This is a genomic window from Ruegeria haliotis (assembly GCF_013377785.1).
Taxonomy (GTDB): Bacteria; Pseudomonadota; Alphaproteobacteria; order Rhodobacterales; family Rhodobacteraceae; genus Ruegeria; species Ruegeria haliotis.
In genome coordinates this window covers 283376-307200 of sequence record NZ_JABXWT010000002.1, presented here as the reverse complement: position 1 = coordinate 307200, position 23825 = coordinate 283376, and the positions used below count along the sequence as shown (strand labels likewise).

General features: G+C 58.6%; 21 protein-coding genes. 8 read left to right on the top strand and 13 right to left on the bottom strand.

What is annotated here, in order from left to right; translation table 11 throughout:
* Positions 1–72: 72 nt before the first annotated feature.
* Positions 73–645 (bottom strand): lipid-binding SYLF domain-containing protein, encoded by a 573-nt coding sequence (locus HW561_RS06470; protein ID WP_176862883.1) that lies wholly within the window; start codon positions 643–645, stop codon positions 73–75.
* Between the two features lie 144 nt (positions 646–789).
* Complete coding sequence (hemB, locus tag HW561_RS06465) at positions 790–1788, bottom strand: porphobilinogen synthase (protein WP_176862881.1); 999 nt, start codon at positions 1786–1788, stop codon at positions 790–792.
* Positions 1789–1907: 119 nt separating this feature from the next.
* On the opposite strand from hemB, the gene HW561_RS06460 reads away from it, so the two are divergent.
* Entirely contained in the window at positions 1908–2432 is a 525-nt protein-coding gene (locus tag HW561_RS06460) for a component of SufBCD complex (protein ID WP_176862879.1), read from the top strand.
* A 21-nt stretch (positions 2433–2453) separates the two neighbouring features.
* Positions 2454–5915, top strand: a complete 3462-nt coding sequence (gene mfd / locus HW561_RS06455; RefSeq protein ID WP_176862877.1) for a transcription-repair coupling factor — start codon at positions 2454–2456, stop codon at positions 5913–5915.
* Here mfd and HW561_RS06450 read toward each other — a convergent pair.
* The 5 genes from HW561_RS06450 to HW561_RS06430 all read right to left on the bottom strand — a co-directional run bounded on the left by HW561_RS06450 (position 5912) and on the right by HW561_RS06430 (position 11766).
* Positions 5912–6589, bottom strand: a complete 678-nt coding sequence (locus HW561_RS06450; protein WP_176862875.1) for an SH3 domain-containing protein — start codon at positions 6587–6589, stop codon at positions 5912–5914. The two genes, mfd and HW561_RS06450, sit on opposite strands and share 4 nt — an antisense overlap.
* Complete coding sequence (locus tag HW561_RS06445) at positions 6586–8250, bottom strand: hypothetical protein (RefSeq protein WP_176862873.1); 1665 nt, start codon at positions 8248–8250, stop codon at positions 6586–6588. Before HW561_RS06445 ends, HW561_RS06450 begins: the two co-directional genes overlap by 4 nt.
* 57 nt (positions 8251–8307) lie before the next feature.
* Positions 8308–9516 carry a multidrug effflux MFS transporter gene (locus tag HW561_RS06440; RefSeq protein WP_176862871.1) on the bottom strand — a complete coding sequence of 403 codons (1209 nt, stop codon included), beginning with the start codon at positions 9514–9516 and terminating at the stop codon, positions 8308–8310.
* A gap of 76 nt (positions 9517–9592) precedes the next feature.
* On the bottom strand, positions 9593–10252 hold the full coding sequence (locus tag HW561_RS06435; protein ID WP_176862869.1) for a DsbA family oxidoreductase: 660 nt from the start codon (positions 10250–10252) through the stop codon (positions 9593–9595).
* Positions 10249–11766: a class I adenylate-forming enzyme family protein gene (locus tag HW561_RS06430; RefSeq protein WP_176862867.1), complete on the bottom strand. Its 1518-nt coding sequence runs from the start codon at positions 11764–11766 to the stop codon at positions 10249–10251. Before HW561_RS06430 ends, HW561_RS06435 begins: the two co-directional genes overlap by 4 nt.
* A gap of 65 nt (positions 11767–11831) precedes the next feature.
* Between HW561_RS06430 and HW561_RS06425 the strand changes: the two genes are divergently transcribed.
* Complete coding sequence (locus HW561_RS06425) at positions 11832–12455, top strand: helix-turn-helix domain-containing protein (RefSeq protein ID WP_176862865.1); 624 nt, start codon at positions 11832–11834, stop codon at positions 12453–12455.
* On the opposite strand, the gene HW561_RS06420 is transcribed toward HW561_RS06425, so the two are convergent.
* Together HW561_RS06420 and HW561_RS06415 are read right to left on the bottom strand one after the other, a co-directional pair.
* Positions 12444–12683, bottom strand: coding sequence for a hypothetical protein (locus HW561_RS06420; protein ID WP_176862863.1), 240 nt, complete (start codon positions 12681–12683; stop codon positions 12444–12446). The two genes, HW561_RS06425 and HW561_RS06420, sit on opposite strands and share 12 nt — an antisense overlap.
* A 591-nt stretch (positions 12684–13274) precedes the next feature.
* The gene (locus HW561_RS06415; protein ID WP_176862861.1) at positions 13275–15089 is read right to left on the bottom strand and encodes an extracellular solute-binding protein; all 1815 of its coding nucleotides are present in this window, start codon (positions 15087–15089) and stop codon (positions 13275–13277) included.
* Between the two features lie 301 nt (positions 15090–15390).
* Between HW561_RS06415 and HW561_RS06410 the strand changes: the two genes are divergently transcribed.
* Together HW561_RS06410 and HW561_RS06405 are read left to right on the top strand one after the other, a co-directional pair.
* On the top strand, positions 15391–16164 hold the full coding sequence (locus HW561_RS06410) for a 3-hydroxybutyrate dehydrogenase (protein WP_176862859.1): 774 nt from the start codon (positions 15391–15393) through the stop codon (positions 16162–16164).
* A 64-nt stretch (positions 16165–16228) separates the two neighbouring features.
* Complete coding sequence (locus HW561_RS06405) at positions 16229–17254, top strand: patatin-like phospholipase family protein (protein ID WP_176862857.1); 1026 nt, start codon at positions 16229–16231, stop codon at positions 17252–17254.
* Here the strand turns inward: HW561_RS06405 and HW561_RS06400 are convergent, their stop codons facing one another.
* The 3 genes from HW561_RS06400 to HW561_RS06390 form a co-directional block, all read right to left on the bottom strand.
* Positions 17255–17932 carry a DUF502 domain-containing protein gene (locus HW561_RS06400; protein ID WP_176862855.1) on the bottom strand — a complete coding sequence of 226 codons (678 nt, stop codon included), beginning with the start codon at positions 17930–17932 and terminating at the stop codon, positions 17255–17257.
* Positions 17933–17996: 64 nt separating this feature from the next.
* Entirely contained in the window at positions 17997–18908 is a 912-nt protein-coding gene (locus HW561_RS06395) for a pseudouridine-5'-phosphate glycosidase (RefSeq protein WP_176862853.1), read from the bottom strand.
* The gene (locus HW561_RS06390; RefSeq protein ID WP_176862851.1) at positions 18905–19798 is read right to left on the bottom strand and encodes a PfkB family carbohydrate kinase; all 894 of its coding nucleotides are present in this window, start codon (positions 19796–19798) and stop codon (positions 18905–18907) included. Before HW561_RS06390 ends, HW561_RS06395 begins: the two co-directional genes overlap by 4 nt.
* A 171-nt stretch (positions 19799–19969) precedes the next feature.
* Between HW561_RS06390 and HW561_RS06385 the strand changes: the two genes are divergently transcribed.
* Positions 19970–21103 (top strand): HupE/UreJ family protein, encoded by a 1134-nt coding sequence (locus HW561_RS06385; protein WP_176862849.1) that lies wholly within the window; start codon positions 19970–19972, stop codon positions 21101–21103.
* Here HW561_RS06385 and HW561_RS06380 read toward each other — a convergent pair.
* Positions 21100–21720, bottom strand: a complete 621-nt coding sequence (locus HW561_RS06380; RefSeq protein WP_176862847.1) for a thiamine phosphate synthase — start codon at positions 21718–21720, stop codon at positions 21100–21102. The two genes, HW561_RS06385 and HW561_RS06380, sit on opposite strands and share 4 nt — an antisense overlap.
* Before the next feature lie 153 nt (positions 21721–21873).
* On the opposite strand from HW561_RS06380, the gene HW561_RS06375 reads away from it, so the two are divergent.
* Entirely contained in the window at positions 21874–22617 is a 744-nt protein-coding gene (locus HW561_RS06375; protein WP_176862845.1) for an RNA methyltransferase, read from the top strand.
* 62 nt (positions 22618–22679) lie between these two features.
* Positions 22680–23825 (top strand): heme A synthase, encoded by a 1146-nt coding sequence (ctaA, locus tag HW561_RS06370; RefSeq protein WP_176862843.1) that lies wholly within the window; start codon positions 22680–22682, stop codon positions 23823–23825.

The following is a 23825-nucleotide window of genomic DNA, read 5'->3' as shown; positions in this document are numbered from 1 at the left end:
ATGCGGCAACTGAAAACCCCGCCGCATCAGAATGCGACGGGGTGCGTAGGAGGGGGGAGTGGTATGTCGGTGTTACGGAATGATGCGCGTGTATTTGATGCCTTCGACAGTTGCACCGATCTGCAGGCCGGCCTGACCAAAGATGGCGGCCAGCACGGGGGTGCGCAGCGTTGTGGTATCGGTCGACAGCTGGTCGCCCTGATCACTGACCACATAGCCGACATCAGCGCCTGCGGTCCAACCGCTGGAGCGGCGGAAATCGTTCAGCGCGTCTTCGGTCATGAAGAACAGGACATGCGCGTATTGTTGCGCCCCGATCTGCAAACCGGCGGTGCCTTTCACGGCGGAATAGTAATCGACGGTTGCGCCATTGATGCGCAGCGCGCCACGCCCATAGCCGCCACCGAACACGAAACCCGCTTCGGTGATCAGCGGCATGACCAGCATGCCGTTGGCTTTGTTCGCGATTTCGATCGTGTTGGGGTAACGGTTGTACATTTCTGTCAGCGTCGCATCGACGCGCGCGTCTATGGTAGCCGAGTTGGAATTGCCGACGCCATTGCCGCAGGCTGCGGTCAAGGTCAGCCCTGCCATGCCAAATGCAAAGCCGCGACGGTTCAGTCGGGGAAGATTGGAACTGCTCATGGTTTTTTTGTCTCTGTAACTGTGCCTGATTGGTCGGGTGATCCCGATCTTGTGTGCGAGAATACGCCGATTGCTGCTCTGTGTCACGGGAAAGCTTGCTGCCCACAGCGGGCAGTCGGCGAAAAATTGCGACAATCTAGGGTTTTAGCCTTGCAAAGTGCGTGCGACCTTAGGTGCAAAATAGGTCAGAATGCCGTCGCAACCCGCGCGCTTGAAGGCCAGCAGGCTTTCCAGCATGACCTTGTCACCGTCGATCCATCCATTCTGCGCAGCGGCCTGAATCATCGCGTATTCGCCGGACACCTGATAGGCATAGGTCGGCGCGCCAAACGTGTCTTTCACCCGGCGGCAGATGTCCAGATAGGGCATGCCCGGCTTGATCATCACCATGTCTGCCCCTTCGGTCAGATCACGTTCGATCAGGCGCAGCGCCTCGTCCGAATTGGCGGGATCCATCTGGTAGGTTTTCTTGTCGCCTGTCAGGGCGCCCGATGCGCCCACAGCATCACGGAACGGGCCATAAAAGGCACTGGCATATTTCGCGGCATAGCTCAGGATCATCACGTTGTGATGACCTGCGCCTTCCAGCGCACGACGCATCGCGCCGATCCGCCCGTCCATCATGTCCGAAGGGCCGATGATATCGGCTCCGGCCTCGGCCTGCGCCAATGTCATTTTCACCAGCGCTTCGACGGTCTGATCGTTCACAATCTCGCCATCGACAACATAGCCGTCGTGGCCATTGATATTGTAGGGGTCCAGTGCCACGTCGGTCATGACTGCGATGTCGGGTGCCGCTGCCTTGATCGCACGGATCGCCCGGTTCGACAGATTGTCAGGGTTCCACGCCTCGGCGCAATCTTCGGTTTTGAGGGACGATTCCGTGTAGGGAAATAGGCAAATAGCTGGAATCCCAAGCGCTTGCGCCTCGACCGCGGCCTTGGCGACCAAATCCACCGACCGGCGCATAACGCCGGGCATCGATGGTACGGGTTCTTCGATGCCTTCACCATCGCGCACAAAGACCGGCCAGATCAGGTCATCCGTGGTCAGCGTGTTTTCCCGCACAAGCCCACGAATCGCGTCGGATTGACGGGCCCGGCGAAAGCGGGTCAGGGGATACGGGGCGATGGTCGGTTTCATGACGTGTTCTCCTTGAACATTCGCGCATTGGGTGGCATGAATTCGCCGAGGTCTCAAGGGTACCAATGGACGCGCTGGTGCGATAGAACCCCCTGAGGATTTTGAATAAAGGGTTGGGTTTGGACTGGTATTCATCGATCTTCGAACTTATCGACATGCGCAGCTTTTCGAACCTGTGGTTCTGGATCGTGTTGGCAGTGGCCTGGTCTACGGCCAGCCATTGGGTGATGGGTGTCCCATATGATCTTGTGGTTCGGGCCCGGCGGGTTGGTGGCCCGGTCGAGGCTGATCTGCTGGATATCGTGCGGATCAACACCAACCGGATGCTCCAAATTGTCGAGATGTCAGGAACGATTCTTTTGGCGATGGGGTGTTTTGTGTTCACCGGTCTCGCGACGCTGGGGTTCTTTTATGGGGTCGAGTTCGCACAGGCCTTGTTTCTGCTGCTGTTCCCTATGACTTTGGTGATGTTCATAAACATCTTCCACGCGCGACGGCTGCGGCGGCAGGATCTGACGTTGGAGAGGGTCGCAAAAACCCTGCTACGCTGTCGGCTTTATACACAGATCATTGGTATGATCGCGATACTGGTCACTTCGCTCTGGGGCATGTATCAGAACATTTCGATCGGCGTTCTGGGATAGGAAAATCGGAAAGGCGAGGCGATGAAGGCTCCGAACCACGTAACAGTCGGCGGCGCCCCCGAAGGGTTTGACGCACAGCTTGTCCTGAATGAACTCGCACGCTCGGATGCGCCTGTGTGCCACGTGGCCCGAGATGACAAACGCATGGAGGCGATGCGGGCGGCGTTGGCCTTTTTTGCCCCCGACATGCCGGTCTTTGTGTTTCCCGGTTGGGATTGTCTGCCGTTTGATCGGGTCTCGCCGAACCCTGATATCGCCGCAGCCCGGGTGGCAACACTGGCGGCGTTGGTGCACCAGATGCCAAAGCATTTCGTGTTGTTGACGACATTGAATGCAGCCACGCAGAAAGTCCCGGCGCGGGATGTGCTGCGTGAGGCCGCATTCACGGCTCGCGTCAATTATCGCATCGACGAAAGTGCTCTTCGGAATTTCCTGGTCCGCATGGGGTTCACCCAAAGCCCAACGGTCATGGAGCCCGGCGACTATGCGATCCGCGGCGGTATCATCGACATTTTCCCGCCGGGTGAGTCCGGCCCTGTGCGGCTGGATATGTTCGGCGACGTTCTGGACGGCGCGCGCCGGTTCGACCCAGTGTCGCAGCGCACGACTGAAAAACTGGACGTGGTGGAACTTGCTCCGGTGTCCGAGGTTATTCTGGACGAGGCCGCGATCACCCGGTTCCGGCAGAACTACCGCATCGAATTCGGCGCGGCGGGGACGGACGATCCGCTTTATGAAGCCGTCAGCGCCGGGCGCAAGCATCAGGGGATGGAGCATTGGCTGCCCTTCTTCCACGACAAGCTTGAGACACTGTTCGATTACCTGCCGGATGCGTCGATTTCATTGGATGATCAGGTGACACCCACGCGACTGGCCCGTTGGGACAGTATCGAAGATCAGTATGAGACACGCAGGCTGGCACTGGAAAACCGCTCGCGCATGGATACGGTTTATAAACCGACACCACCTGGATTGTTGTATCTGGATGACGTGGCCTGGGATAGGGCAGTCGGTGATCGGCGCGTGATACAGTTCAGCCCTCTGCCACAGGCCAGCGGGCCGGGTGTGATTGATGCAGGCGGACGAATTGGGCGCAATTTTGCCCCGGAGCGGCAACAGGAAAGCATCAGCCTGTTTGGGGCCTTGGCCAGCCATATCAAGGACAAGCTGAACAAGGGCCCGGTTCTGATCGCCTCATACTCGGAAGGTGCGCGCGAACGTCTGACCGGTCTGATCGAGGATGAAGGTCTGGCCGAGGCTATACCAGTTCCTCAAGGCACCCGAGTTGGCAAGCGCGGGCTGCATCTGGCTGTCTGGGCGTTGGAGAATGGGTTCGAAACACCTGACCTGACGGTGATCGCCGAACAGGACGTTCTGGGTGACCGGCTGATCCGTCAGCCCAAGAAACGCCGCAAGGCCGAAAACTTCCTGACTGAGGCACAGTCGCTCAGCCCGGGTGATCTGGTTGTTCACGTGGATCACGGCATCGGTCGTTACATTGGCATGGAGGTTGTCACCGCCGCTGGTGCGGCCCACGAATGCCTGTTGTTGGAATATGCCGAAAAATCCAAGCTCTATTTGCCTGTCGAAAACATAGAACTGCTGTCAAAATACGGCCACGAAGAGGGCCTGCTGGACCGACTTGGCGGTGGTGCGTGGCAGGCCAAGAAAGCCAAGCTGAAAGAGCGCATCCGCGAGATGGCGGACAAGCTGATCCGCATCGCTGCCGAGCGCGCCCTGCGCAAGGCCCCAGTGATGGACCCGCCACCGCATGCGTGGGAGGAGTTCAGCGCCCGGTTCCCTTATCAGGAAACCGACGACCAGTTGCGCGCCATCGCCGAGGTGATGGACGACATGCACTCTGGCGCGCCGATGGATCGACTGATCTGTGGTGATGTTGGGTTTGGCAAAACCGAAGTTGCAATGCGCGCGGCGTTTGTTGCCGCGATGTCGGGGGTTCAGGTGGCGGTTGTCGCGCCAACAACCTTGCTGGCACGTCAACATGCGGCCAGCTTCAAGGACCGGTTCCGGGGCTTTCCCTTGGAAGTTCGCCAATTGTCGCGGTTCGTCTCGGCCAAAGAGGCGCAGCAAACCCGTGACGGATTGGCGCGCGGCACGATTGATATCGTGATCGGCACACACGCGCTGTTGGCCAAGAGTGTAAGGTTCAACAATCTGGGCCTGTTGATTATCGACGAAGAACAGCATTTCGGTGTCGGCCATAAGGAACGGCTTAAACAGATGCGCTCGGACATTCACGTCCTGACGCTGACCGCAACGCCGATCCCGCGTACGCTGCAACTGAGCCTGACAGGCGTGCGCGATCTGTCAATCATTGGCACGCCACCGATCGACCGGCTGGCGATCCGCACTTATGTGAGTGAGTTCGACGCGGTCACTGTTCGCGAGGCGTTGTTGCGTGAACATTATCGCGGTGGCCAGAGTTTCTATGTCGTGCCGCGCATCTCGGACCTGCCTGACATAGAACAGTTCCTGAAGGAACAACTGCCGGAACTGACCTATGTCGTGGCGCACGGGCAGATGGCGGCGGGTGAGCTTGATGACCGGATGAACGCCTTTTACGACGGTAAATACGACGTACTGCTGGCCACGACGATCGTGGAAAGCGGGTTGGATATTCCCACGGCAAACACTATGGTCATACACCGGGCGGATATGTTCGGGCTTTCGCAACTTTATCAGATACGCGGTCGCGTGGGGCGATCGAAAACCCGCGCCTACGCCTATCTGACCACCAAGCCACGCCAGAAACTGACTGCCACGGCCGAGAAACGCCTACGTGTTCTGGGCTCGCTGGATACATTGGGGGCCGGGTTCACGTTGGCCTCGCAGGATCTGGATATTCGCGGTGCGGGCAATCTTTTGGGCGAAGAGCAATCCGGGCAGATGCGTGATGTCGGCTATGAGCTATACCAGTCGATGTTGGAAGAGGCGATTGCCAAGATCAAGGCCGGTGAAATGGAAGGTCTGTCCGACGCGGACGACCAGTGGGCACCGCAGATTAATCTGGGTGTACCGGTTCTGATCCCCGAGGATTACGTGCCGGATCTGGATGTGCGTCTGGGGCTGTATCGCCGTCTGTCCTCACTTTCGACCAAGGTCGAGCTTGAGGGCTTTGCCGCCGAATTGATCGACCGCTTTGGCACCCTGCCGAAAGAGGTCAATACCTTGATGCTGGTTGTCCGGATCAAGGCCATGTGCAAGCGGGCCGGTATTGCCAAGCTGGACGGGGGGCCCAAAGGCGCGACGATCCAGTTCCACAACGACAAATTCGCCTCACCGCAGGGATTGGTCGAGTTCATTCAGAATCAGAGGGGCCTGGCCAAGGTGAAGGACAACAAGATTGTCGTGCGGCGGGATTGGAAGAAGGACAGCGACAAGATCAAGGGCGCCTTTGCCATCGCCCGCGATCTGGCCGAAAAGCTTATTGCCGAGAAGAAAATGGCCAAAGCCAAGACCTAGTCACCGGCGACAAAGGTGCACAGCTGCCAGTCGCCGACCTTCGACTTTATCAATGCGGCGCGGTAGCCGACCATGGACCATAGGAAGTCACTGTGAATGTAGCCGGGTGTGCCGTCCGTCAGGCGCACCGACTGATACTCGGAACCGTCCTGATAGTCCGGTATCAACACAACTTCATGACTGATCAGACTCAGAATGCCTGCGCCGCGAGAAGGTGTCTGGCGCAGCGTGACCTTTTCGCCAGTCACGTAATACGCCAAGAGCGGATCAAGTGAGGCGGGCAAGGTGATCTGCCATTGATGGGGCATCCAGAACTCACCCTGATCGTCGAAATAGCCGGGTTGGGACAGGGTATCTTCAAGGGCAGTCCAGTAGGCGTCGCGCATCTCATCCGCCTGATCGCGGTTTTCTTCGGCCAGTGAATCGGGTGGAACTGTCAGGCTTGTGCGGAATGCGTCCGGACCGCTGTCCAGACCATGGCTGATGTAGATATCGGGACAGGCGGCTGCGATAACGGCTTCGGTGTCGCGGGCGGCGACCTTGGCCAGCAGGTCATCGCGGAATGCCACAAGTGACGGGTCGCGGCCGGCCTGATCGACAGGCGGGAATGACTGGCGATCCGCCAAGGCTGGCCCGCAGATCAGGGCGGCCAGCAGGACAAGTGCGAGTTTCATTCAGGGGCCCTCATCGCGGCTTGTGCGCAAAAACAAGACGCGCCCACGGCACGGTCGGCGCGGGCTAGCGCCAGATCCATGCGCTGCTTGATCTGTTTGATTTCAATGTCTTCTCCGCGTGCTTTCAGGCAATCATGCAGGCCCTTCAGGCTCCAGATGTTGTCCGGATGGATCGAGGCGCGACTGAGAGATCCGCCCAACCCCAGATCCTCGCGGTAGACGGCTTCGGCCTCGATCACATGGCCCTGTTCGAACAGCAAAGCCCCCAAAGCGTGGCGCGTGGGTTGCATCCAGCCCCATGGCTCATCATAGGGCAGCGTATCGTCCAGTTCGACGGATTTGCGCAGATGGGCATAGGCGATGTCATAATTGCCCTTCCGGTACTCGATCTCACCCCGCAGCATTTCACGTGCGATTTCAAGAAGATCGATGACGCGGTTATTGTGCAATCTGCGTGTCTCGGGGACGCAAGCTTTCGCGGAGAGGAACAATTGCTCTTCCGCCTCGGCCTCGGCCACCTGATCTGTGGCGGCAAAGGCGATTGCGCGGGCATAGTGGATTGTGGCGGTCAGGGTGCGGAAAAGATCAGGGTCCGCAGGAAGCTCTAGTGCTTTTGCCTCTTCCCAACGGCCAAAGCGGATCAGGATATGTGGCCCCATGGACATGTAGCTTTCAAAATAGTCCGCCATGGGAGGGCTTTCGATGCGCAGCATTTCCTCGGGCGTGGTGTCCCACAGGCCCTGGTTGGCGCGCAGCGCGGGTTCCATCTGACCCAGAAACAGGGCGCCGTAGATGGCGAAATGGTAGTTGTGCTGCCGGTAGCCGGTGTAGATGTTGAACGCGCCTTCGCGCTCGTAATACTTCAAATCGGCCTCTGTGGCCTTTTCGTTCCAATGCACGACGTTGTGGTAATGCCCGCATAGCACGTCGATATGGGTTGGCATATGCACCAGATGGCCCGCATCGGGCACCAGTGTACGCAGTACATCCCCAGCCTTGAGCGCTTTTTCGGGGGTCGGCGACATCTCCATCAGGTGGACATAAAGATGCAGCAGGCCGGGATGCGTCATGGCCCCGGGATCATGAGACATGGCCCATTCCAGCGCGTCTTGTGCCTCAAGCGTTGCGGCACCTTCGGCGGGGTGGCCGGTTTTCAGATCCCACATTTGCCAAGGGGTCAGGTTGAGCAGGGATTCGACATAGATGGTGCGCAGGTCCAGATTATCTGAGTTTTGACCAAAAGCGGCACGCATGGCATCGGCAAAATCGTAATCCCACTGGTGCATGGCCTCAATCGCGTCGCGCTGGGGATAGCGGGCGGGCAGGGCGCGGATCAGCGCCTGTTCAACATCCGTGCACCCGTCGGTCAGTGCGAGCGCCAGTTGGGTCGCGTCATAAGCCAGAGACAGCGCTTTTTGTTGCCCTTGGGCGTCCTGCAAAGCCCACGGCAGGTTGTAATTCGGTCCTGCTGCATAAGCGACGCCCCAATGCGCCATGGCACAGTCAGGGTCGTGTTCAGCAGCACGCTGGAAGCAGACGACCGCTTCGTCATGGTTATAGCCGTAGGTCCATGCCAGACCCCGGTCGAACCATGTCTGCGCTTCGGCCGAAGATGTTGTGATCGGGCAGGAATATGTGCCTAGATCGTAATACTCACTCATCAAGAACCTCCCGTCATGTTGCGGGCAGGTTAGCGCAGTTCAGGATCGCTGCACAGGTCAGGCGGGCAGTCTGTTTTCAATCCGACCCATGTGAACCATCAGGCCAAAGGCAATGACGCACATGGTCAGAATGCCGGTGGTCAGTGGTGTCAGAGAGCCATCGAACAGCAGCCCAACAGGGGCGGCTATCGCAGCCGCCAAAACCGTCGCCACCGATCCGATGACTGAGGCTGCCATGCCCGCAATGTGGCCCATCGGCTCCATCGCGATGGCGTTCAGGTTGCCCATGGTGACGCCCGCCATGAAGAAAATGGTGGTTTGCCAGAAGACAAACAATGCAAATGAGGCGTCGGGCGATAGGTCTACCCTGTTCAAGGCAATCACCAGGGCTGTGATCATGATCTGTGCCCCCAATGCCCAGGTAACCATCCGGCGCATGCCCACGCGCACCACCAATGCGGCGTTCAGCAGGCTGGCCGAACCGGACATGAGGGCCACGAACCCGAACCAGAACGGGAAGCTGTCGGCGCTGCCGTGGACCACGTCGTAGATCGGCTGCACCATCGTGAGCATAGTAAACAGGATGCCCATACACAGCGTCTGAACCATGATCGACAGGCGCACGGTTGAATGGGCGAACATCTCTTGCGTGGCGGCGATCATCAGCGGCAGGCGAAATGGGCGTCGGTTCTCGCTTGCCAGAGACTCGGGCAAGCGAATACCCATCCAAGTTATGACGATCAGGGCAAACAGAATGAACGAGACGAAGATTCCGCGCCAGCCGAACAGGGCGATCACACCCGCACCCAGCATAGGGGCGATTGCCGGGACAAGCGTGAAGATCATCATGGCGATCGATATGATCCGTGCCATCTCGCGCCCGGAATAGAGATCGCGGATGATGGCCATTGCAACAACGCGTGGGCCGGCAGCACCCAGCCCTTGAACAACGCGCGCCGCCAGAACAAGCTCGAGCGAGGAACTGGCCCAGGCAACGGCAGAGGCCAGAATGTACAAAGCTGCGCCACCGAAAATGACCGGCTTGCGTCCGATTGCGTCCGAGATCGGCCCTGTGAAAAATGTCCCGATCCCCATGCCCAACACAAAGGATGTCAGGATCAACTGCGCCCGGTTCACGTCATCCGGGCTCAGCTGTGCGCCGATCTCAGGCAGGGCGGGCAGCATCGAGTCGATCGAAAATGCGATGGTGGCGAACATCATTGCGATCAACGCAATGAACTCCGCCTTCGACATGCGGTTGGCCATGAAGGTCTCCTAACCCGTTCGCGCTATCACGGCGGATCGGGTTGCGCCAGACCGGAAATTTGCACAGACCTATGTGCTATTCTGCAGGAGAGGCCTCAAGTTGAGACATGATTTCACCAATTACTTTTCCCCACATTTCAGGGGGTTGCGCGCCGGGAACGGCGTGTTGATTGGCGACAATATACGTCGGGACCGAGCTGACGCCCATTTCACGCGAATGGACGTCCCGCTTGCGGATATCTTCACGATCAGCGTCTGACTTCAGCAATTTCATGACGACAGCGGCATCCATGCCGACGCTGTCGGCGATATCTGCAAGTACCTCTGGGTCGCCAATGTCGCGGGCCTGCACGAAATAGGCCTGGAAAAGCGCATCAACGACGGCGTTTTGCTTGCTCTCGATCCCGGCCCAGTGAATCAGGCGATGCGCATCCAACGTATTGGGGGTGCGTTTCATGCCCTCGAAGTCGATTTTGAGGCCGGCTTTTTCAGCGTTTTCAACCACCGGCGCGTAGGCACGGACGGCACCTTCCTTGCCGCCAAACTTGCCTTCCAGATAGTCCCGGCGGTCCATGCCTGCGTCCGGCATGTCGGGGTTTAGCTGAAACGGGTGCCATTCGATAACGAACGGATGGTTCGGAACAGCAGCCAGCGCCTTGTCCAGATGGGCCTTACCTATATAGCACCACGGGCAGATCGGATCGGACAGGATATCGAGCTTGACGGTCTGGGTCATTCGGTGGACGCCTTGAAATAGGCCGGCAGAGCCCGGCGCAGGAGTTTACCATTCCCACCAGTTGGCAGCGCAGGCAGGTGAACGAAGGCGCGCGGTTGCTTGTACCGCGCGAGGTTTGCTTGGACATAGGCACGCAAGTCGGCATCGTCCAGCTTTTCCGGCCCGGAATAGAATGCCGCTATCACAAATGTGTCCTCTTTGACTTCCACCGCCGCAGCGCCAACCTGCGTGATGCCGGGACAGCGGGACAAGACGGATTCGACCTCGACCGGCGAGACGCGGTAGCCACCTGCGTTCATCATGTCATCATCGCGGCCCAGATAGGTGACCTGACCGTCCTCTGCCATGGCCCCCTGGTCACCGGTTAGGAACCAGTCCCCCTGCATCCTCTCATCGACCTCTTGCGGGGCGTTGAGGTAGGTCAGCATCAAGCCCGGGTCTGAGCGATGAATGGCGATTGTTCCTTCTTGTCCCTGCGACACTGGGCCATCCGGCCCAAGGATGGCCACCCGACGGCCGGGCTGCGGCTGACCCAGCGCATCGCCGCGCGCGGGATGTGTCGGGCTGGACGAAATGAAGGTCGAACATTCGGACATACCGTATGCTTCATACAGTTCGGTTTTCGTTGCGCTATGCCAATGCTCGTGAAGGTGTCGGGACAGCTTTTCCCCGGCACACAGGCCGTGGCGGAGGTCTGGCAGGTTGATCCGGTCCGCGTCGGATAGCATTTTTCGAAACACGCCGGGGGCTGCCGCAAAGATCGTCGCGCGGTGCTGGCGCAGCAGGTCGGGCAAAGATGTGATGTCAGTGCCGGGTTCTGGGATCAAGGCCGTGGCGCCGATGGTCCATGGGTCCATCAGCCCGGTACCCAGTGTGTAAGTCCAATTGAACGCACCTGCATGGCACAGGCGGTCGGTGTCACGCAGACCATACCATCCGTCCACCATCATCTGTCGCGCCCAGATCGCACGATGAACATGAGCGACGGCGCGCGGCTTGCCCGACGTTCCAGAGGTGTAGACGACGTAGGCCAACCTCTCAGGGTCGCCCAAATCGTAATCGGCAGAGGGTAGATCCCGCATGGCGGTCAGTTCCGCCAAGCCGATCTGAAATGGGTGTGGCGCACACGCGACTGCGGGGTCACGTAAAATGGCGGCGGGCGACAGATCCGAAATCATCCGGGCAGTTTCAGGCGCGGTAAGCTGCGACGACGTTGGGACGGGTACGATGCCAACCGCAATCGCGCCCAGATAGGCGATCGGGAAATCCACCGTGTTTCCCAGCCGCATCAGCGCGATATCTCCGGGGTTCAGACCGGCCTGCAGCAACCCTGTTCCGGTGCCGAGAATGGCGGCCTGCAGTTCGCGATACGCCCAGTCATCGGCGTCATCTGTGCGCAAGACGGAGAGAGCGGTTTTATCCGAGCATTCGTTCGCGCGGCGCAAGACGTGCGCAGCCAGATTAAACGGTGCGGGGCAGGGTATTGGTGGGCCCTGATCAAAAATCGACAACATGGTGACTGGCTATCTCGGTGCATGGCGCGTTGCAAGCGCGACTGGCTGGCCCTATAGAAAGGCGCATGAGCACCCAAGATCCCAAATCCCTCATCCGCATCGCTCGTGATACGGGCGATCACATGGAACTCGAACCGCTGGACCTTGGCGCGCGGGTACGTGAATTGCGCAAGGCGCGCGAATGGACGCTGGAGCAAGCGGCTGGTCAGGCTGGTCTGGCCCGGTCGACGCTGAGCAAGATCGAAAACGGGCAGATGTCGCCCACTTACGATGCGCTGAAAAAGCTGGCGACGGGTTTGGAGATTTCGGTGCCACAGTTGTTCACCCCGCCTCAACGCGATCAGGTGATCGGACGTATGTCGGTGACCCGGATGGGGGAGGGCGCGGCCCATGCCACCACGACGTATGAGCATGAGTTGCTGGCCGAAACACTGACGAAAAAGCAGATGCTGCCCTATCGCGCCCGAGTTCGCGCGCGGTCAATGGATGAGTTTGACGGCTGGGTGCGCCATGACGGCGAAGAGTTCCTTTATGTTCTGACCGGCGTCGTGCAGCTCTATACCGAATTCTATGAGCCGGTGGAAATGCGACGGGGCGACAGCGCCTATTACGATGGCAGCATGGGGCACAACGTGGTTTCCGTCAGTGACGAAGACGCAACGATCCTGTGGGTGACATCACTTGCCTAAGGGCGCGCGGACAAGTTCGCGGTTCAGACCTTCTGTAAACAGAAAGTCCTCAACCTCTTCGTGCGCCTCGTTGACCGTCAGGTGGTGGCGTTCGGCAAGATAGGCCTCGAACCGTTTCCGATCCTTTGAGATACGCGCCATGTCCTGATCGCGCAGGTTCGGGAAACGGCGCTTGGCGCGCGCAAAAGACGTGCTCCAGTCTTGCGTCAGATCGGTCCAGTTCAGCATGTACGAGCTTTCCTTGTGTTGGCTTCAGGACTGCTCTCCCCTTGAATAGGGTACGGATGGGTTGACCTAACGTGAGACATGACAAAATGCCGCAGCTGGTGGACTGCAGGTTTTTGGGAAATGAGCCACCTTTGAGACATCCGATGACTCGTGAGCGTACTGGCAACGAGAGTGCATCATGGCTGATCCATTTGCCTATTTCTGAACAGGACCGGTCCAATCTATGTATCAGACAATAATAATAATATTGGATTTCTGGCCGGGTTGCACATGATGTTGGTATGGCGGCTCTGAGGCCTTTTGGCAGAGTGTTTGGGTTTCATCCAGCTGTACTGACAAGAATTAGCGGTGCGGCCAAAATATAGGCGCCGAGCGTCAGTGACCGACAACATATGGTGTTTGAAACGTATGTGCCGTTTCTTGCCGAAAACTGCGCGTGGTCGACTTAATCAAGCGCTGAGACTGCAAAATCACTGCTCACGTACCTTCAGCGTTTGATGTCTGGCTCGGGTGATGTTCAAATTCGCCGTACCTATACTTCCAAGATCTGCCGTCATACAGCGCGCATATTTGGACCGCCGTGCTGAGCCGTTACCCGTCGTGCCACCAGACCTCGGGCATGTATTGCGGCCCGTCGCCATAGATCGGCAATGTCTTGGGGAACTTCAGCGCGCTGTCATGGGCGATGCGTCCGACATCGAAGCTCCAGATCGGGATCACATAGCGGCCCGCAGTCAAAACCCTGTCCAGCGCCCGCGTGGCGGCCACGAAATCCTCGCGCGTTTCGGACGTCAACATGGCGTCGATCATCCCATCCACAACGGGTGAGGCCACGCCCATCAGGTTGCGCGTTCCGGGGGCGTTTGCATTCTCACTGCCCCAATACAGGCGCTGTTCGTTGCCCGGTGACAGGGACAGGGCGCGTCGAAACGGCGTCAGGTCAAAATCCAGCTCGGCAGTACGGCCTGTGTACTGCGCGTTATCGACCTGTTCGGTCATGACCTGGATACCAAGGCGTGACAGTGCGCGGGCATAGATCTCGACCGCCGTTGCCATTTCACTGTCGCCCTGTTGCAGCAAAATAGTCATCTTGAAGGGCTTACCCATCTGATTGACCAGCACACCGTCTTGAATGATCCACCCTGCCTCGGTCAGCAATTTCGAGGCTTTGCGGATATTGGACCGATTGCGCGCCGAGCCATCGCCCTGCGGCAGCGCATAGCCTTCGAGCATGCCGGGCATGAGGTCGTCAGCAAAAGGCTGCAGTAAGTCCGCAACCTTGCCACTTGCCGGGCCGGGCTGCATCGCCAGATCCGAGCCCGAGAAATAAGAGGTGATCCGTGGTTGCGCGCCGCCGGTGATCGTGTCGTTGATGAATTCGAAGTTGAAGGCCAGCGTTAGTGCCTCGCGCACGCGCCAGTCATCGAACGGCGCCTTGCGGGTGTTCATCACGAACCCGGTCATACCCGAAGGCTTGCCATGCGGGATCTCGGTCTTGATCACATCGCCACGCTGAACGGCCGGGAAGTTGTATTGCGTGTCCCATTTGTCGGCGTTGAATTCGCGAACGGCGGACAGCTCTCCGGCCTTGAACGCCTCAAAAAGGACAGTTCCATCGCCATAGAACTCGATCCGCATGTCATCCAGATTCATGGTGCCCCGGCGAAACGGGATATCCTTGCCCCAATAATCCAGGTTCCGGCGCAGGTTCACATAACGCCCGGCCTCGTAACTATCGATCACATAAGGCCCGGACCCGATGGGCACGTCATGCAGCTGGGCGTCGGCGAAACCCTTGCCCTGCCATTGTGCCTTTTGCAGGATCGGGCGCAGACCGGCGATCAGGGCCAGTTCACGATCAGCCTCGTTGAACGTGATCCGAACTGTCCGAGGACCAGTCTGCTCGATACTGTCGATCTTGCCCCACAACCCGCGATACCGAAGATGACCTTCGGTGCCGAGAGTTTCATACGACCAGATCACGTCGTCCACGGTGACCGGGCTGCCATCCGAGAATCGGGCGTTTTCGCGCAAGGTGAATTCGACCCAAGAGCGGTCCGGAGCCGTCTCAACTGATTCGGCTAACAACCCGTAAAGAGTGAAAGGTTCGTCCCAAGACCGGCCCATCAGGCTCTCGTGGGTCCAAAATCGCAATTGCCAAGGTGACGTGCCTTTTTGCAAAAACGGGTTCAGGCTGTTAAAGCCACCGGTGTTTCCGAAAACGACCTTGCCGCCTTTTGGCGCGTCTGGGTTTGCGTAGGGCAGCGACACAAAATCCGGTGGTAGGGCCGGGTCCCCATACATAGCTATGCCATGGGCCGATTCTGCAGAGGCCATCGAGGCGGCAAAAACGGAAGCGATTCCCGTGATCATAGTACGAACGGGACGGAGAAAATCGGGGCTCATTTTGGAAACAATCCTGCTCTGGCCTTATTTTGTTTGGGATTCACCGTAGCCATGATTTTTCTTATTATCAAACTTTTAGCTTGGACGAAGGCGCGGAATTGCTTATAAAGGGTGCACTGCTCGATAGGTTTCTTGCCTGTATGAAACCTGCCTCAATAACTTAACGCCCGCTTCGTGCGGGCGTTTTTTTTACGCAGTTGGATGCTGGGCGGGCGCGACGTTTCTCCCCAGTGTTTCCCCGTTTTCTTTGCAGGTGCAGCATGGCATTGTGTGCGCATTCTAACGCAAAAGGAGAGCGGTCATGAGCCTGTCGGGTAAAACGGCAATCATCACAGGATCGAATTCAGGCATCGGGCTGGGCGTCGCGCGTGAACTGGCCAAGGCCGGGGCTGACGTGGTTCTGAACTCGTTCACGGACCGGGACGAAGACCACGCGCTGGCCGCTGAGATTGCAAAAGAGACAGGCACCAATGCGCGCTACATCAAGGCGGATATGTCCAAAGGCGACGAATGCCGCGCCTTGATCGAAAAGGCAGGCGCTTGTGACATACTTGTGAACAACGCGGGCATTCAGCACGTGTCACCGATTGAGCAGTTCCCGGTTGATAAGTGGGACGCGATTATTGCGATCAACATGAGCTCGGCCTTTCACACCACTGCAGCTGCGTTGCCTTTGATGCGCGAGGCTGGGTGGGGCCGGGTCGTGAATATCGCTTCGGCACATGGGTTGACGGCTTCGCCTTTTAAAACCGCGTATGTGGCGGCCAAGCATGGGGTTGTCGGGATGACCAAATCCGTGGCGCTGGAGACCGCACAGGAGCCGATTACCTGTAACGCGATCTGTCCGGGTTACGTGCTGACACCTTTGGTCGAGGCCCAGATCCCCGACACGATGAAGGAATACAACATGAGCCGTGAGGACGTGGTGAAAAACATTCTGTTGGAACGGCAACCGTCCAAGGAGTTTGCGACCGTCGAACAGCTTGGCGGCACAACGATCTTCCTGTGCACGGATGCGGCGGCGCAGATCACCGGGACAACGATATCGGTTGATGGTGGCTGGACGGCCTTGTGAAGTTTTATGGGGGCGTTGCCCCCATACCCCCAGAGTATTTTGGAAAAGATGAAGGGGTGGGCTCGTGAAACGGATCAATCTGGCTTTGCAGGGCGGTGGGGCGCATGGGGCCTTTACCTGGGGTGTTCTGGACCGGCTGCTGGACGAAGATGATATCGAGGTTGCGGCGATCACCGGGACTTCGGCCGGGGCGCTGAATGGTGCGGCCTTCAAGGCGGGGATGGTTCACGCCGGGCGAGAGGGCGCGCGGGAACAGCTGAACGGTTTGTGGGCGCGTATGGGTGCAATCGGCGACATGCGTATGGCCAATTGGTTTCGTGGGTTGGAGCCTGCCCAGATCGCGCAGGCCATGGAGTATTCTGTGCCGTTTTCCATCGGCGACGCCTGGTCGCGGATGGTGTCGCCCTATGCCTACGGACCATTTTACAGCAACCCACTGGAGCCTGTGGTGGACCGGTTCAACTTTGACGAAGTTTGCGCTGATCAGGGGCCGAGCCTGTTCGTGTGTGCCACCTGCGTGCGCAGCGGCAAGATCCGGGTGTTTTCGGGAGATGAGATTTCGACCGACGCAATCCTTGCTTCGGCCTGTTTGCCGACTTTGTTCAAGGCAGTTGAAATTTATGATCCGAAAACCGAACGGACCGAGGCCTATTGGGATGGCGGGTATACCGGAAATCCGGCGCTTTATCCTTTGTTCAATGCTGACCTTCCGGATGATGTCGTGATCGTGAATATCAATCCGTTGGAACGTGATGAGGTTCCGGTAACGCCGCAACAGATCCAGAACCGGATCAACGAGATCAGCTTTAACTCTTCGTTGTTTCGCGAATTGCGGGCGATCAACTTCGTTCAGCGCCTGTTGAAGGAAGGTAAGCTGGAAGCTGGTGAGATGAGCCGTGTTCTGGTCCACATGATTGCGGATAATGAGTTGATGAACAGTTTGTCGGTCGCAACCAAGACGGTTCCGAATCCGGTCATTTTGCATAAACTGAAAAAGGCCGGTCGCGATGCCGCGGATGGGTTTTTGTACAGACACAAGGACGATCTGGGCCAGAACAGCAGCTTTGATTTGCCTGCGATGTTCGGCTGATCACTCGGGCGGCTGGATTGGATCTTTGTCGTTGGGGTAGACCAGCCCGGCGGAAATCACCAGCTTGGCTGCGTCTTCGATGGACATATCTAACATGATGACGTCTTCGGCGGGGAAAAACAGCAGGAAACCAGATGTCGGGTTCGGTGTCGTGGGCACGAAGATGCTGAGCAGTTCGCCTCCGGTCTCGGCCTTTTGGGCGACTTCACCTCTGGCTGTTGTGGACACAAAGCCAATCGCCCAGATGCCTCGGCGAGGGTATTGAATCAGGCAGGCTTTTTCAAAGGACCGCTCGGTCTGGGCAAAAACCGTTTCCGATATCTGCTTGATGCCGGAATAGACGGATCGAACCACTGGCATCCGATTGACCAGACTTTCGGCAAAGTGGATCAGTGAGCGTCCCAAAATACCTTTAGCGATCCAGCCGACAAGAATGGTGAAGATCAGGAAGATCACCACACCGACGCCGCGTAGGTTTATGCCCACATATTCCGAAGGTTGGAATCGTTGCGGAATCAGGGGCAGAACTGCGCTGTCAATCCAGCCGACAACCGACCAGATCAACCAGATCGTCAGCCACACCGGTGCAATCACCACGACCCCCGTTAGAAAAGACGCACGGAGCCGTGAAAACAGGCCAGGGCGGCGGTGAGGCTCTTCGTCGAAGGGTGTGTTCATTGTAATCCCGAGTGGTTTGGGGAATTAGGTAGGCAATCCGAGGCGTTGGTACAATAGGGCAGGTTTACGCGCCGTTTGTCAGGGCCTTGGCTATTCCCGCCGCCAGCCGCGCGTTATTGCGCACCAAAGCGATATTGGCGATCAGCGAGCGGCCTTCGGTTTTCTCGAATATCCGTTGCAGCAGGTATGGCGTGACGGCCTTGCCCGTGATCCGGTGCGCGTCGGCATCAGCCTGGGCAGAGGTGATGATCGGGGCCAGCTCCTCGGCCGGGATCTGATCGGCAGCCGGGATCGGGTTGGCGACCAGTTGCCCGCCCGGCAATCCCAGCGCGCGTCGCGTCGCGTGTGCTTTGGCGATGGCTTCGGCGCTGTCCATACGCAGCGGCGCATCATAGGGCGATTTGGCGGACCAGAAAGCCGGGAACGCGTCCTGACCATGGGCAATGACCGGGACGCCCAGTGTCTCCAGAACCTCAAGTGTCTTGGCCAGATCAAGGATAGCCTTGGCGCCTGCGGCCACAACAGTGACCGGGGTCTGGCCCAGCTCGTGCAGGTCAGCGGAGATATCGAACGACGTCTCGGCACCCTGATGCACGCCACCTATACCGCCCGTGGCAAAGACCTCGATGCCAGCGAAATGGGCGGCAATCATGGTGGCAGCTACGGTTGTCGCACCGGTGCCGCCGGTTGACATACACGCCGCCATATCGGCACGTGAGACTTTGGCGACACCTTGCGCTAGTCCAAGCGCCTTCAACTGATCGGGTTCAAGGCCTACATGCAGCTTGCCGTCAATCACCGCCATGGTGGCAGGCACTGCGCCAGCGTCACGGATGTCTTGTTCCACCTGTGCCGCAACCTTGATGTTCTGCGGGTAGGGCATGCCGTGGGTAATGATGGTGCTTTCCAGCGCAACAATGGGTTGGCCTGCGTCTTTGGCGGCGCGGACCTCGGCGGAATATTGGATGTCGATCACAGTGGGGTTTCTCCGGAAACGTAAGTTGCGGCGGCGTGCAGGGCGCGGCTGAGGGCCGCGTTGCTGTCTGCGCCATTGGTCTCAGAGGCGATATGGGCCGCCATGAAGGTATCACCTGCACCTGTCACGCGTGTGACAAGAACGGATGGGGGTTTTTGTGTCAGAATTTCCGTGGCGTTGCCGACGGTGGCCGAGCTGCCGCCATCGGTGACCAGTACCCGCAGCGCACCACGATCCAGCAACCCTTTGGCCGCGCTTTCGGAATCTGCAAATTCGCGCTGGCACAGCAATCCAGCTTCTTCCAGGTTCACATAGAGCGTCGCGCGGGCGTGTTTGAGGAATGGTTGCAGGCGTTCGGCCTTGCCGGGCGAGGCCGGGGCAACGCGCAGATCCGCGCGGGCAAAGGCCGGGCTTTGCGCAATTTCTTCCAGCAGATCCAGCGTCAGGTTACCGTCCAGCGCGATAGGGCCATCAAACGGTGTGCTCTCGTAGCCTAACGGCCCGTGCATCAGCGGACGCAGGATCTTGGCGCCCGCAGCTTCCAGCGAGTGCGCATCGGCAATTGCAGCGATCAGCCCATTGGCACCTTCGACCGCCATGTAGCGATCAGTGGGCAGGTCCTGCGAGCGGTAGATGTGATCCGTGATCATACCCAACCGGGCGCAGGCATGGACCAGCTCATCGCCTTCTGGGTCACGTCCTATGGCGGTCAGCAAAGTCGGAGTCATGCCAAAGCGTACCAGCGTCATGGCGATGTTCATCGCCACGCCGCCGGGCAGGCGGGTGATGCGCCCCGGAACGTCCGATCCCTGCCGCATGGCGCTGGCGGATCGACCGATCACGTCCCACAGGACCGAACCGATACACAGGATTTGGCTGTTCTGAGTCATTGTGCAGTCATGCCGCAGCCCCGATGGCCGTGCAAGTGGGAACGTTAACGCCAACAGAGATTCCCGAACGGGACGAACGTGCAGCGTCCTTTTGGCTTGCCATTCCTTTCATTCAGCCAGACTATCAAAGCAGATGATTGGTGTTTTGATTTATCTTGTAGAGTTTTTCGCATGAGCCGTGGTGTCATTTTGGCCATCCTCCACCGCCTCAAATTCTGTCTCTTGAGTTTTGTCGCTGTCATGACGTTGCTGCCCGGACAAGGAGCGGCCCAGTCTCCAGCTCCGACAATTATCGATTTTTGGATCAAATCTGACACTCTGTTTCTAGAGATCAGCCTGAACGCCGAGGCGTTTCTGGCCGGGGTCGACCCGTCCTCTACTGAGGGCAACCAGCAATACAAAGACTTGCGCGCCCTGGTGTCGTCGGAACTGGAGCCGCAAGTGAAAGAGTTTGTGCAGACCTGGAAGCAAAGCCTGCAGGTCGAGGCTGGGGGGGTAGTTGCCTTGTCCTATGAGGGTATTCGCATTCCCGTTACAGGTGATCTTCAGACGGTGCGGGTTTCAAAACTCTTGCTGGCAGGGCCGATACCGAAAGGCGCGTCCACCCTGCGCCTGAGATGGCCTGAAGGCTTCGGGCCGGTGGTTCTACGGCAACAACGCGCTTCGGCCCCCTATACCGGGTATCTTGCTGCTGGAGAAACCAGCCCTTCAATCCCCTTATACGGCGGAGCCGCGCTGAGCACGCAGCAAACCCTACAGGCGTTTTTCCCAAAAGGGGTGACGCAAATCCTTCCAAACAGCCCAAAACAGGTCTTGCTGGCGCTGGTGCTGGTATTCTTGTCGCTGCACGTGCGTCCGCTTGTGGCTCAATTGCTGTTATTGTCTCTGGGCGTTGTGATCGGTTTGGGATTGGGCATGTCAGAGGCCGTCACCGTTCCACGACCGGTTGTGACGCAGTCCCTGACCATGGCTATCGTCGTTCTGGCGCTGTGGAATCTGATCTCGCGGCGACTTCAGGTCTGGCGGTTACTGACCGTATGTGCCGTTGGGGCGCTGCAGGGGATCGGCTTGTCCTTCGTTCTGACTGCGATCGGAGCGCCCCCGGACCACATACCCCAAGCCGTTCTGGGGTTCGGGGCTGGGGTCATAGCGACGTTGTGCGCGGTGGCCTGTGCGGCGTTTGGCGTCGCAGTACTGGTCTCTGGCCGATCGCACCGGCTGCGAGGCCGGATTTCTGTTCTGGCCTCGATGATAATCGCTGGTGTCGGCGTATATTGGATGGTCGAACCCTGGTTGATGACTTAGGGTAGGGCGGACAAGAGCGTTTTCAGGGTGCCCAAGGGGTCTTCACTGGACCAGATTTCATCTCCGATACCGAAGAAATCAGTGCGGGGGCTTAGGTCGCGGATCAAATCGGCAGTCAAACCACCTTCGGCGACGACCGGGACTTCGATCACCTCGGACCACCACTGGAACAGATCCATTTCAGCCAGCGTACCGTCGCCCAGCGATGAGGCGCCCACCGGGCCAAAGGCCACATAGTCCACGCCAGCCTCACCCGCAGACATGCCGTCATGGTTAGAGACGCCGCAGAAACTGCCGACGATGGCATCTGCGCCCAGTTCCTTGCGGGCTGCGCGAACCGAGCGCGCGCCATCGTCCAAATGCACACCGTCGAGGCCAAGCTTTTGCGCCAGCAAAACATGGTTCGAAATCACCAACGCCACATCTCGCGCATGGGCCACTTCGCGGCAAGCATCCGCGGCGCGTGCGATGGCGTCTTCGTCATTGCCTGCCAAAGCGAGGCGAATGCAGGCAATCTCGGCCCCGTCCAGAACACGGGCCAACTGGTTGGGGAAACTGCTCAACGTGATGGTTGGCGGTGTGATCAGGTAAATTTGCGGCTGCTCGGGGGTGTCCATCGGCGCGTCCTTCGCTTTCAGTCTTTTGCGCGGTTTAGCGGATTGCGGCGGGGAAGCAAACTTTTATGCCCTCAGCTGCGGTTTTTGGCAGCTACGACGGCTTGCTCTGCGTCGGACAGAGGATTAGAGCAGGCGGAACTTTTGGAGTGACCGATGCCCAGCGATACATCCCAGCCGTCCTTTGTGCTTGTGCGCCCGCAGATGGGCGAGAATATCGGTGCCGCCGCGCGGGCGATGTGGAATTTCGGTCTGGACCGGATGCGGATTGTGGCGCCGCGCGACGGGTGGCCGAACCCCAAGGCTGTGGCGATGTCCAGCGGGGCGGGCCGGTTGCTGGACGAAGCGCAACTGTTCGATGATCTCGCCGGGGCATTGGGTGACCGGACTTTTGTCTTTGCCACGACCGCCCGGCAGCGAGGGTTGACCAAACCGGTTTATAGCCCCGAGCACGCCATGCAGCTTGCAGCCGAGAAAATCGCGGCGGGAGAGCAGGTCGCGGTCTTGTTTGGCCCCGAACGTGCAGGGCTGGAGAATGAGGATATCGCCAAGGCCAATGCCATCATCTCGGTTCCGGTGAATCCCGAATATGCCTCGCTCAACCTCGGCCAGTGCGTCTTGCTGACGGCGTATGAGTGGATGCGGCAGTCCGGTGATGTGGTGCACGAGGCTACGGATTTGGGAAAGGGCGACTGGGCCACGGGGATCGAGGTCGAGAAACTGGTCGAGCATTACGAGGACCGGTTGGACGAGGCCGGGTTCTTTTACCCGCCCGAAAAAGCCGAAGGCATGAAGGTAAATCTGCGCAATCTTTGGTCTCGGATGCGAATGACCCGGGCGGATGTGCAGATGATGCACGGGGTCATGCGGCAGATGGTCCGGTGGAAGGATCGGGGCTGAGGCTGGACCTTGGCACTCCATGGCCCTAGCTTGCGACGAAATCCAAGGCACAAGAGGACAGCATGAGCGGTAAGCGCAGCATCTTCGAGGACGTCTCAGACACTGAAAAAAAACAGGCTGTTCAGACGGGTATGATCGACAAGGGGCGCGGTGGCGCCCGTCAGGCTATTCGCGTCTGGCTGATGATCCTGTTCGCGCTGGTCGTTGTTATGATTGTCGTTGGTGGGTTGACCCGTCTGACCGACAGCGGGCTTTCGATCACCGAATGGCGTCCGATCACCGGGGCCATCCCCCCGTTAACCGAGGTGGACTGGCAGGCCGAGTTCGACAAGTACAAAGAAATCGACCAGTGGCGTATTCAGAACCAGTGGATGGAGTTGGATGATTTCAAGTCTATCTACTGGTGGGAATGGGGCCACCGGCAACTGGGCCGGGTGATCGGTTTGGTCTGGGCGATCGGCTTCTTCGGTTTTCTGGTTGCACGGAAGATCCCGACCGGATGGACGGGCAAACTGCTGATCCCGGGTGTTTTGGGCGGTGTCCAAGGCGCTGTTGGTTGGTGGATGGTCGCCTCGGGCGTCACCGAGGGTGAGGGGATGACCGCCGTGGCCAGCTATCGTCTGGCAACCCATTTGGGTTTGGCTTTTGTGATCCTTGGGTTCCTGGCGTGGTATATCTTCATGTTGGGGCGCCAAGAGCGTGACCTGATGCAGGCCCGACGCGCCAAGGAGGCAAAGCTGTTCTCACTGTCGACCGGGTTAATGCACTTCGCCTTTTTACAAATACTCATTGGTGCTCTCGTCGCCGGGATCGACGCTGGTCGGTCTTACACCGACTGGCCTTTGATCGGCGGGCAGATCCTGCCACCGGATGCGACAGTGCTGGAACCGATGTGGCGGAATTTCTTTGAAAGCCCCGGTCTGGTTCAATTCATTCACCGCTGCGCCGGCTATCTGCTGTTTGCCTTCGGTGTCATTGTCTGGCGACGTGGCAACACCAGTGCGCATCCGCAGACCCGGTTTGCGTTCAATGTCGCGTTTGCCGCCCTGTCGCTGCAAGTTGTGGTCGGGATCTTGACCGTGGTCTATGCCGCTCCTTGGCAGATCGCTATCTTCCACCAATTCCTTGCGGTCGTTGTCTGGACGCTGATCCTGCGTGCCCGTTTCCTGACCGCCTATCCCATTGCAACCTCACTTCGTGGAGCTTGA

Bases quoted from the DNA above. Each gene is read 5' to 3' on its own strand.
- HW561_RS06410 (WP_176862859.1), top strand. From the start codon at position 15,391: ATGAGCCTGTCGGGTAAAACGGCAATCATCACAGGATCGAATTCAGGC.
- hemB (WP_176862881.1), bottom strand. From the start codon at position 1,788: ATGAAACCGACCATCGCCCCGTATCCCCTGACCCGCTTTCGCCGGGCC.
- HW561_RS06430 (WP_176862867.1), bottom strand. From the start codon at position 11,766: ATGTTGTCGATTTTTGATCAGGGCCCACCAATACCCTGCCCCGCACCG.
- HW561_RS06390 (WP_176862851.1), bottom strand. From the start codon at position 19,798: ATGACTCAGAACAGCCAAATCCTGTGTATCGGTTCGGTCCTGTGGGAC.
- HW561_RS06445 (WP_176862873.1), bottom strand. From the start codon at position 8,250: ATGAGTGAGTATTACGATCTAGGCACATATTCCTGCCCGATCACAACA.
- HW561_RS06385 (WP_176862849.1), top strand. From the start codon at position 19,970: ATGAGCCGTGGTGTCATTTTGGCCATCCTCCACCGCCTCAAATTCTGT.
- HW561_RS06400 (WP_176862855.1), bottom strand. From the start codon at position 17,932: ATGAACACACCCTTCGACGAAGAGCCTCACCGCCGCCCTGGCCTGTTT.
- HW561_RS06420 (WP_176862863.1), bottom strand. From the start codon at position 12,683: ATGCTGAACTGGACCGATCTGACGCAAGACTGGAGCACGTCTTTTGCG.
- HW561_RS06415 (WP_176862861.1), bottom strand. From the start codon at position 15,089: ATGAGCCCCGATTTTCTCCGTCCCGTTCGTACTATGATCACGGGAATC.
- HW561_RS06450 (WP_176862875.1), bottom strand. From the start codon at position 6,589: ATGAAACTCGCACTTGTCCTGCTGGCCGCCCTGATCTGCGGGCCAGCC.
- HW561_RS06470 (WP_176862883.1), bottom strand. From the start codon at position 645: ATGAGCAGTTCCAATCTTCCCCGACTGAACCGTCGCGGCTTTGCATTT.
- HW561_RS06435 (WP_176862869.1), bottom strand. From the start codon at position 10,252: ATGACCCAGACCGTCAAGCTCGATATCCTGTCCGATCCGATCTGCCCG.
- mfd (WP_176862877.1), top strand. From the start codon at position 2,454: ATGAAGGCTCCGAACCACGTAACAGTCGGCGGCGCCCCCGAAGGGTTT.
- HW561_RS06375 (WP_176862845.1), top strand. From the start codon at position 21,874: ATGCCCAGCGATACATCCCAGCCGTCCTTTGTGCTTGTGCGCCCGCAG.
- HW561_RS06380 (WP_176862847.1), bottom strand. From the start codon at position 21,720: ATGGACACCCCCGAGCAGCCGCAAATTTACCTGATCACACCGCCAACC.
- ctaA (WP_176862843.1), top strand. From the start codon at position 22,680: ATGAGCGGTAAGCGCAGCATCTTCGAGGACGTCTCAGACACTGAAAAA.
- HW561_RS06440 (WP_176862871.1), bottom strand. From the start codon at position 9,516: ATGGCCAACCGCATGTCGAAGGCGGAGTTCATTGCGTTGATCGCAATG.
- HW561_RS06425 (WP_176862865.1), top strand. From the start codon at position 11,832: ATGAGCACCCAAGATCCCAAATCCCTCATCCGCATCGCTCGTGATACG.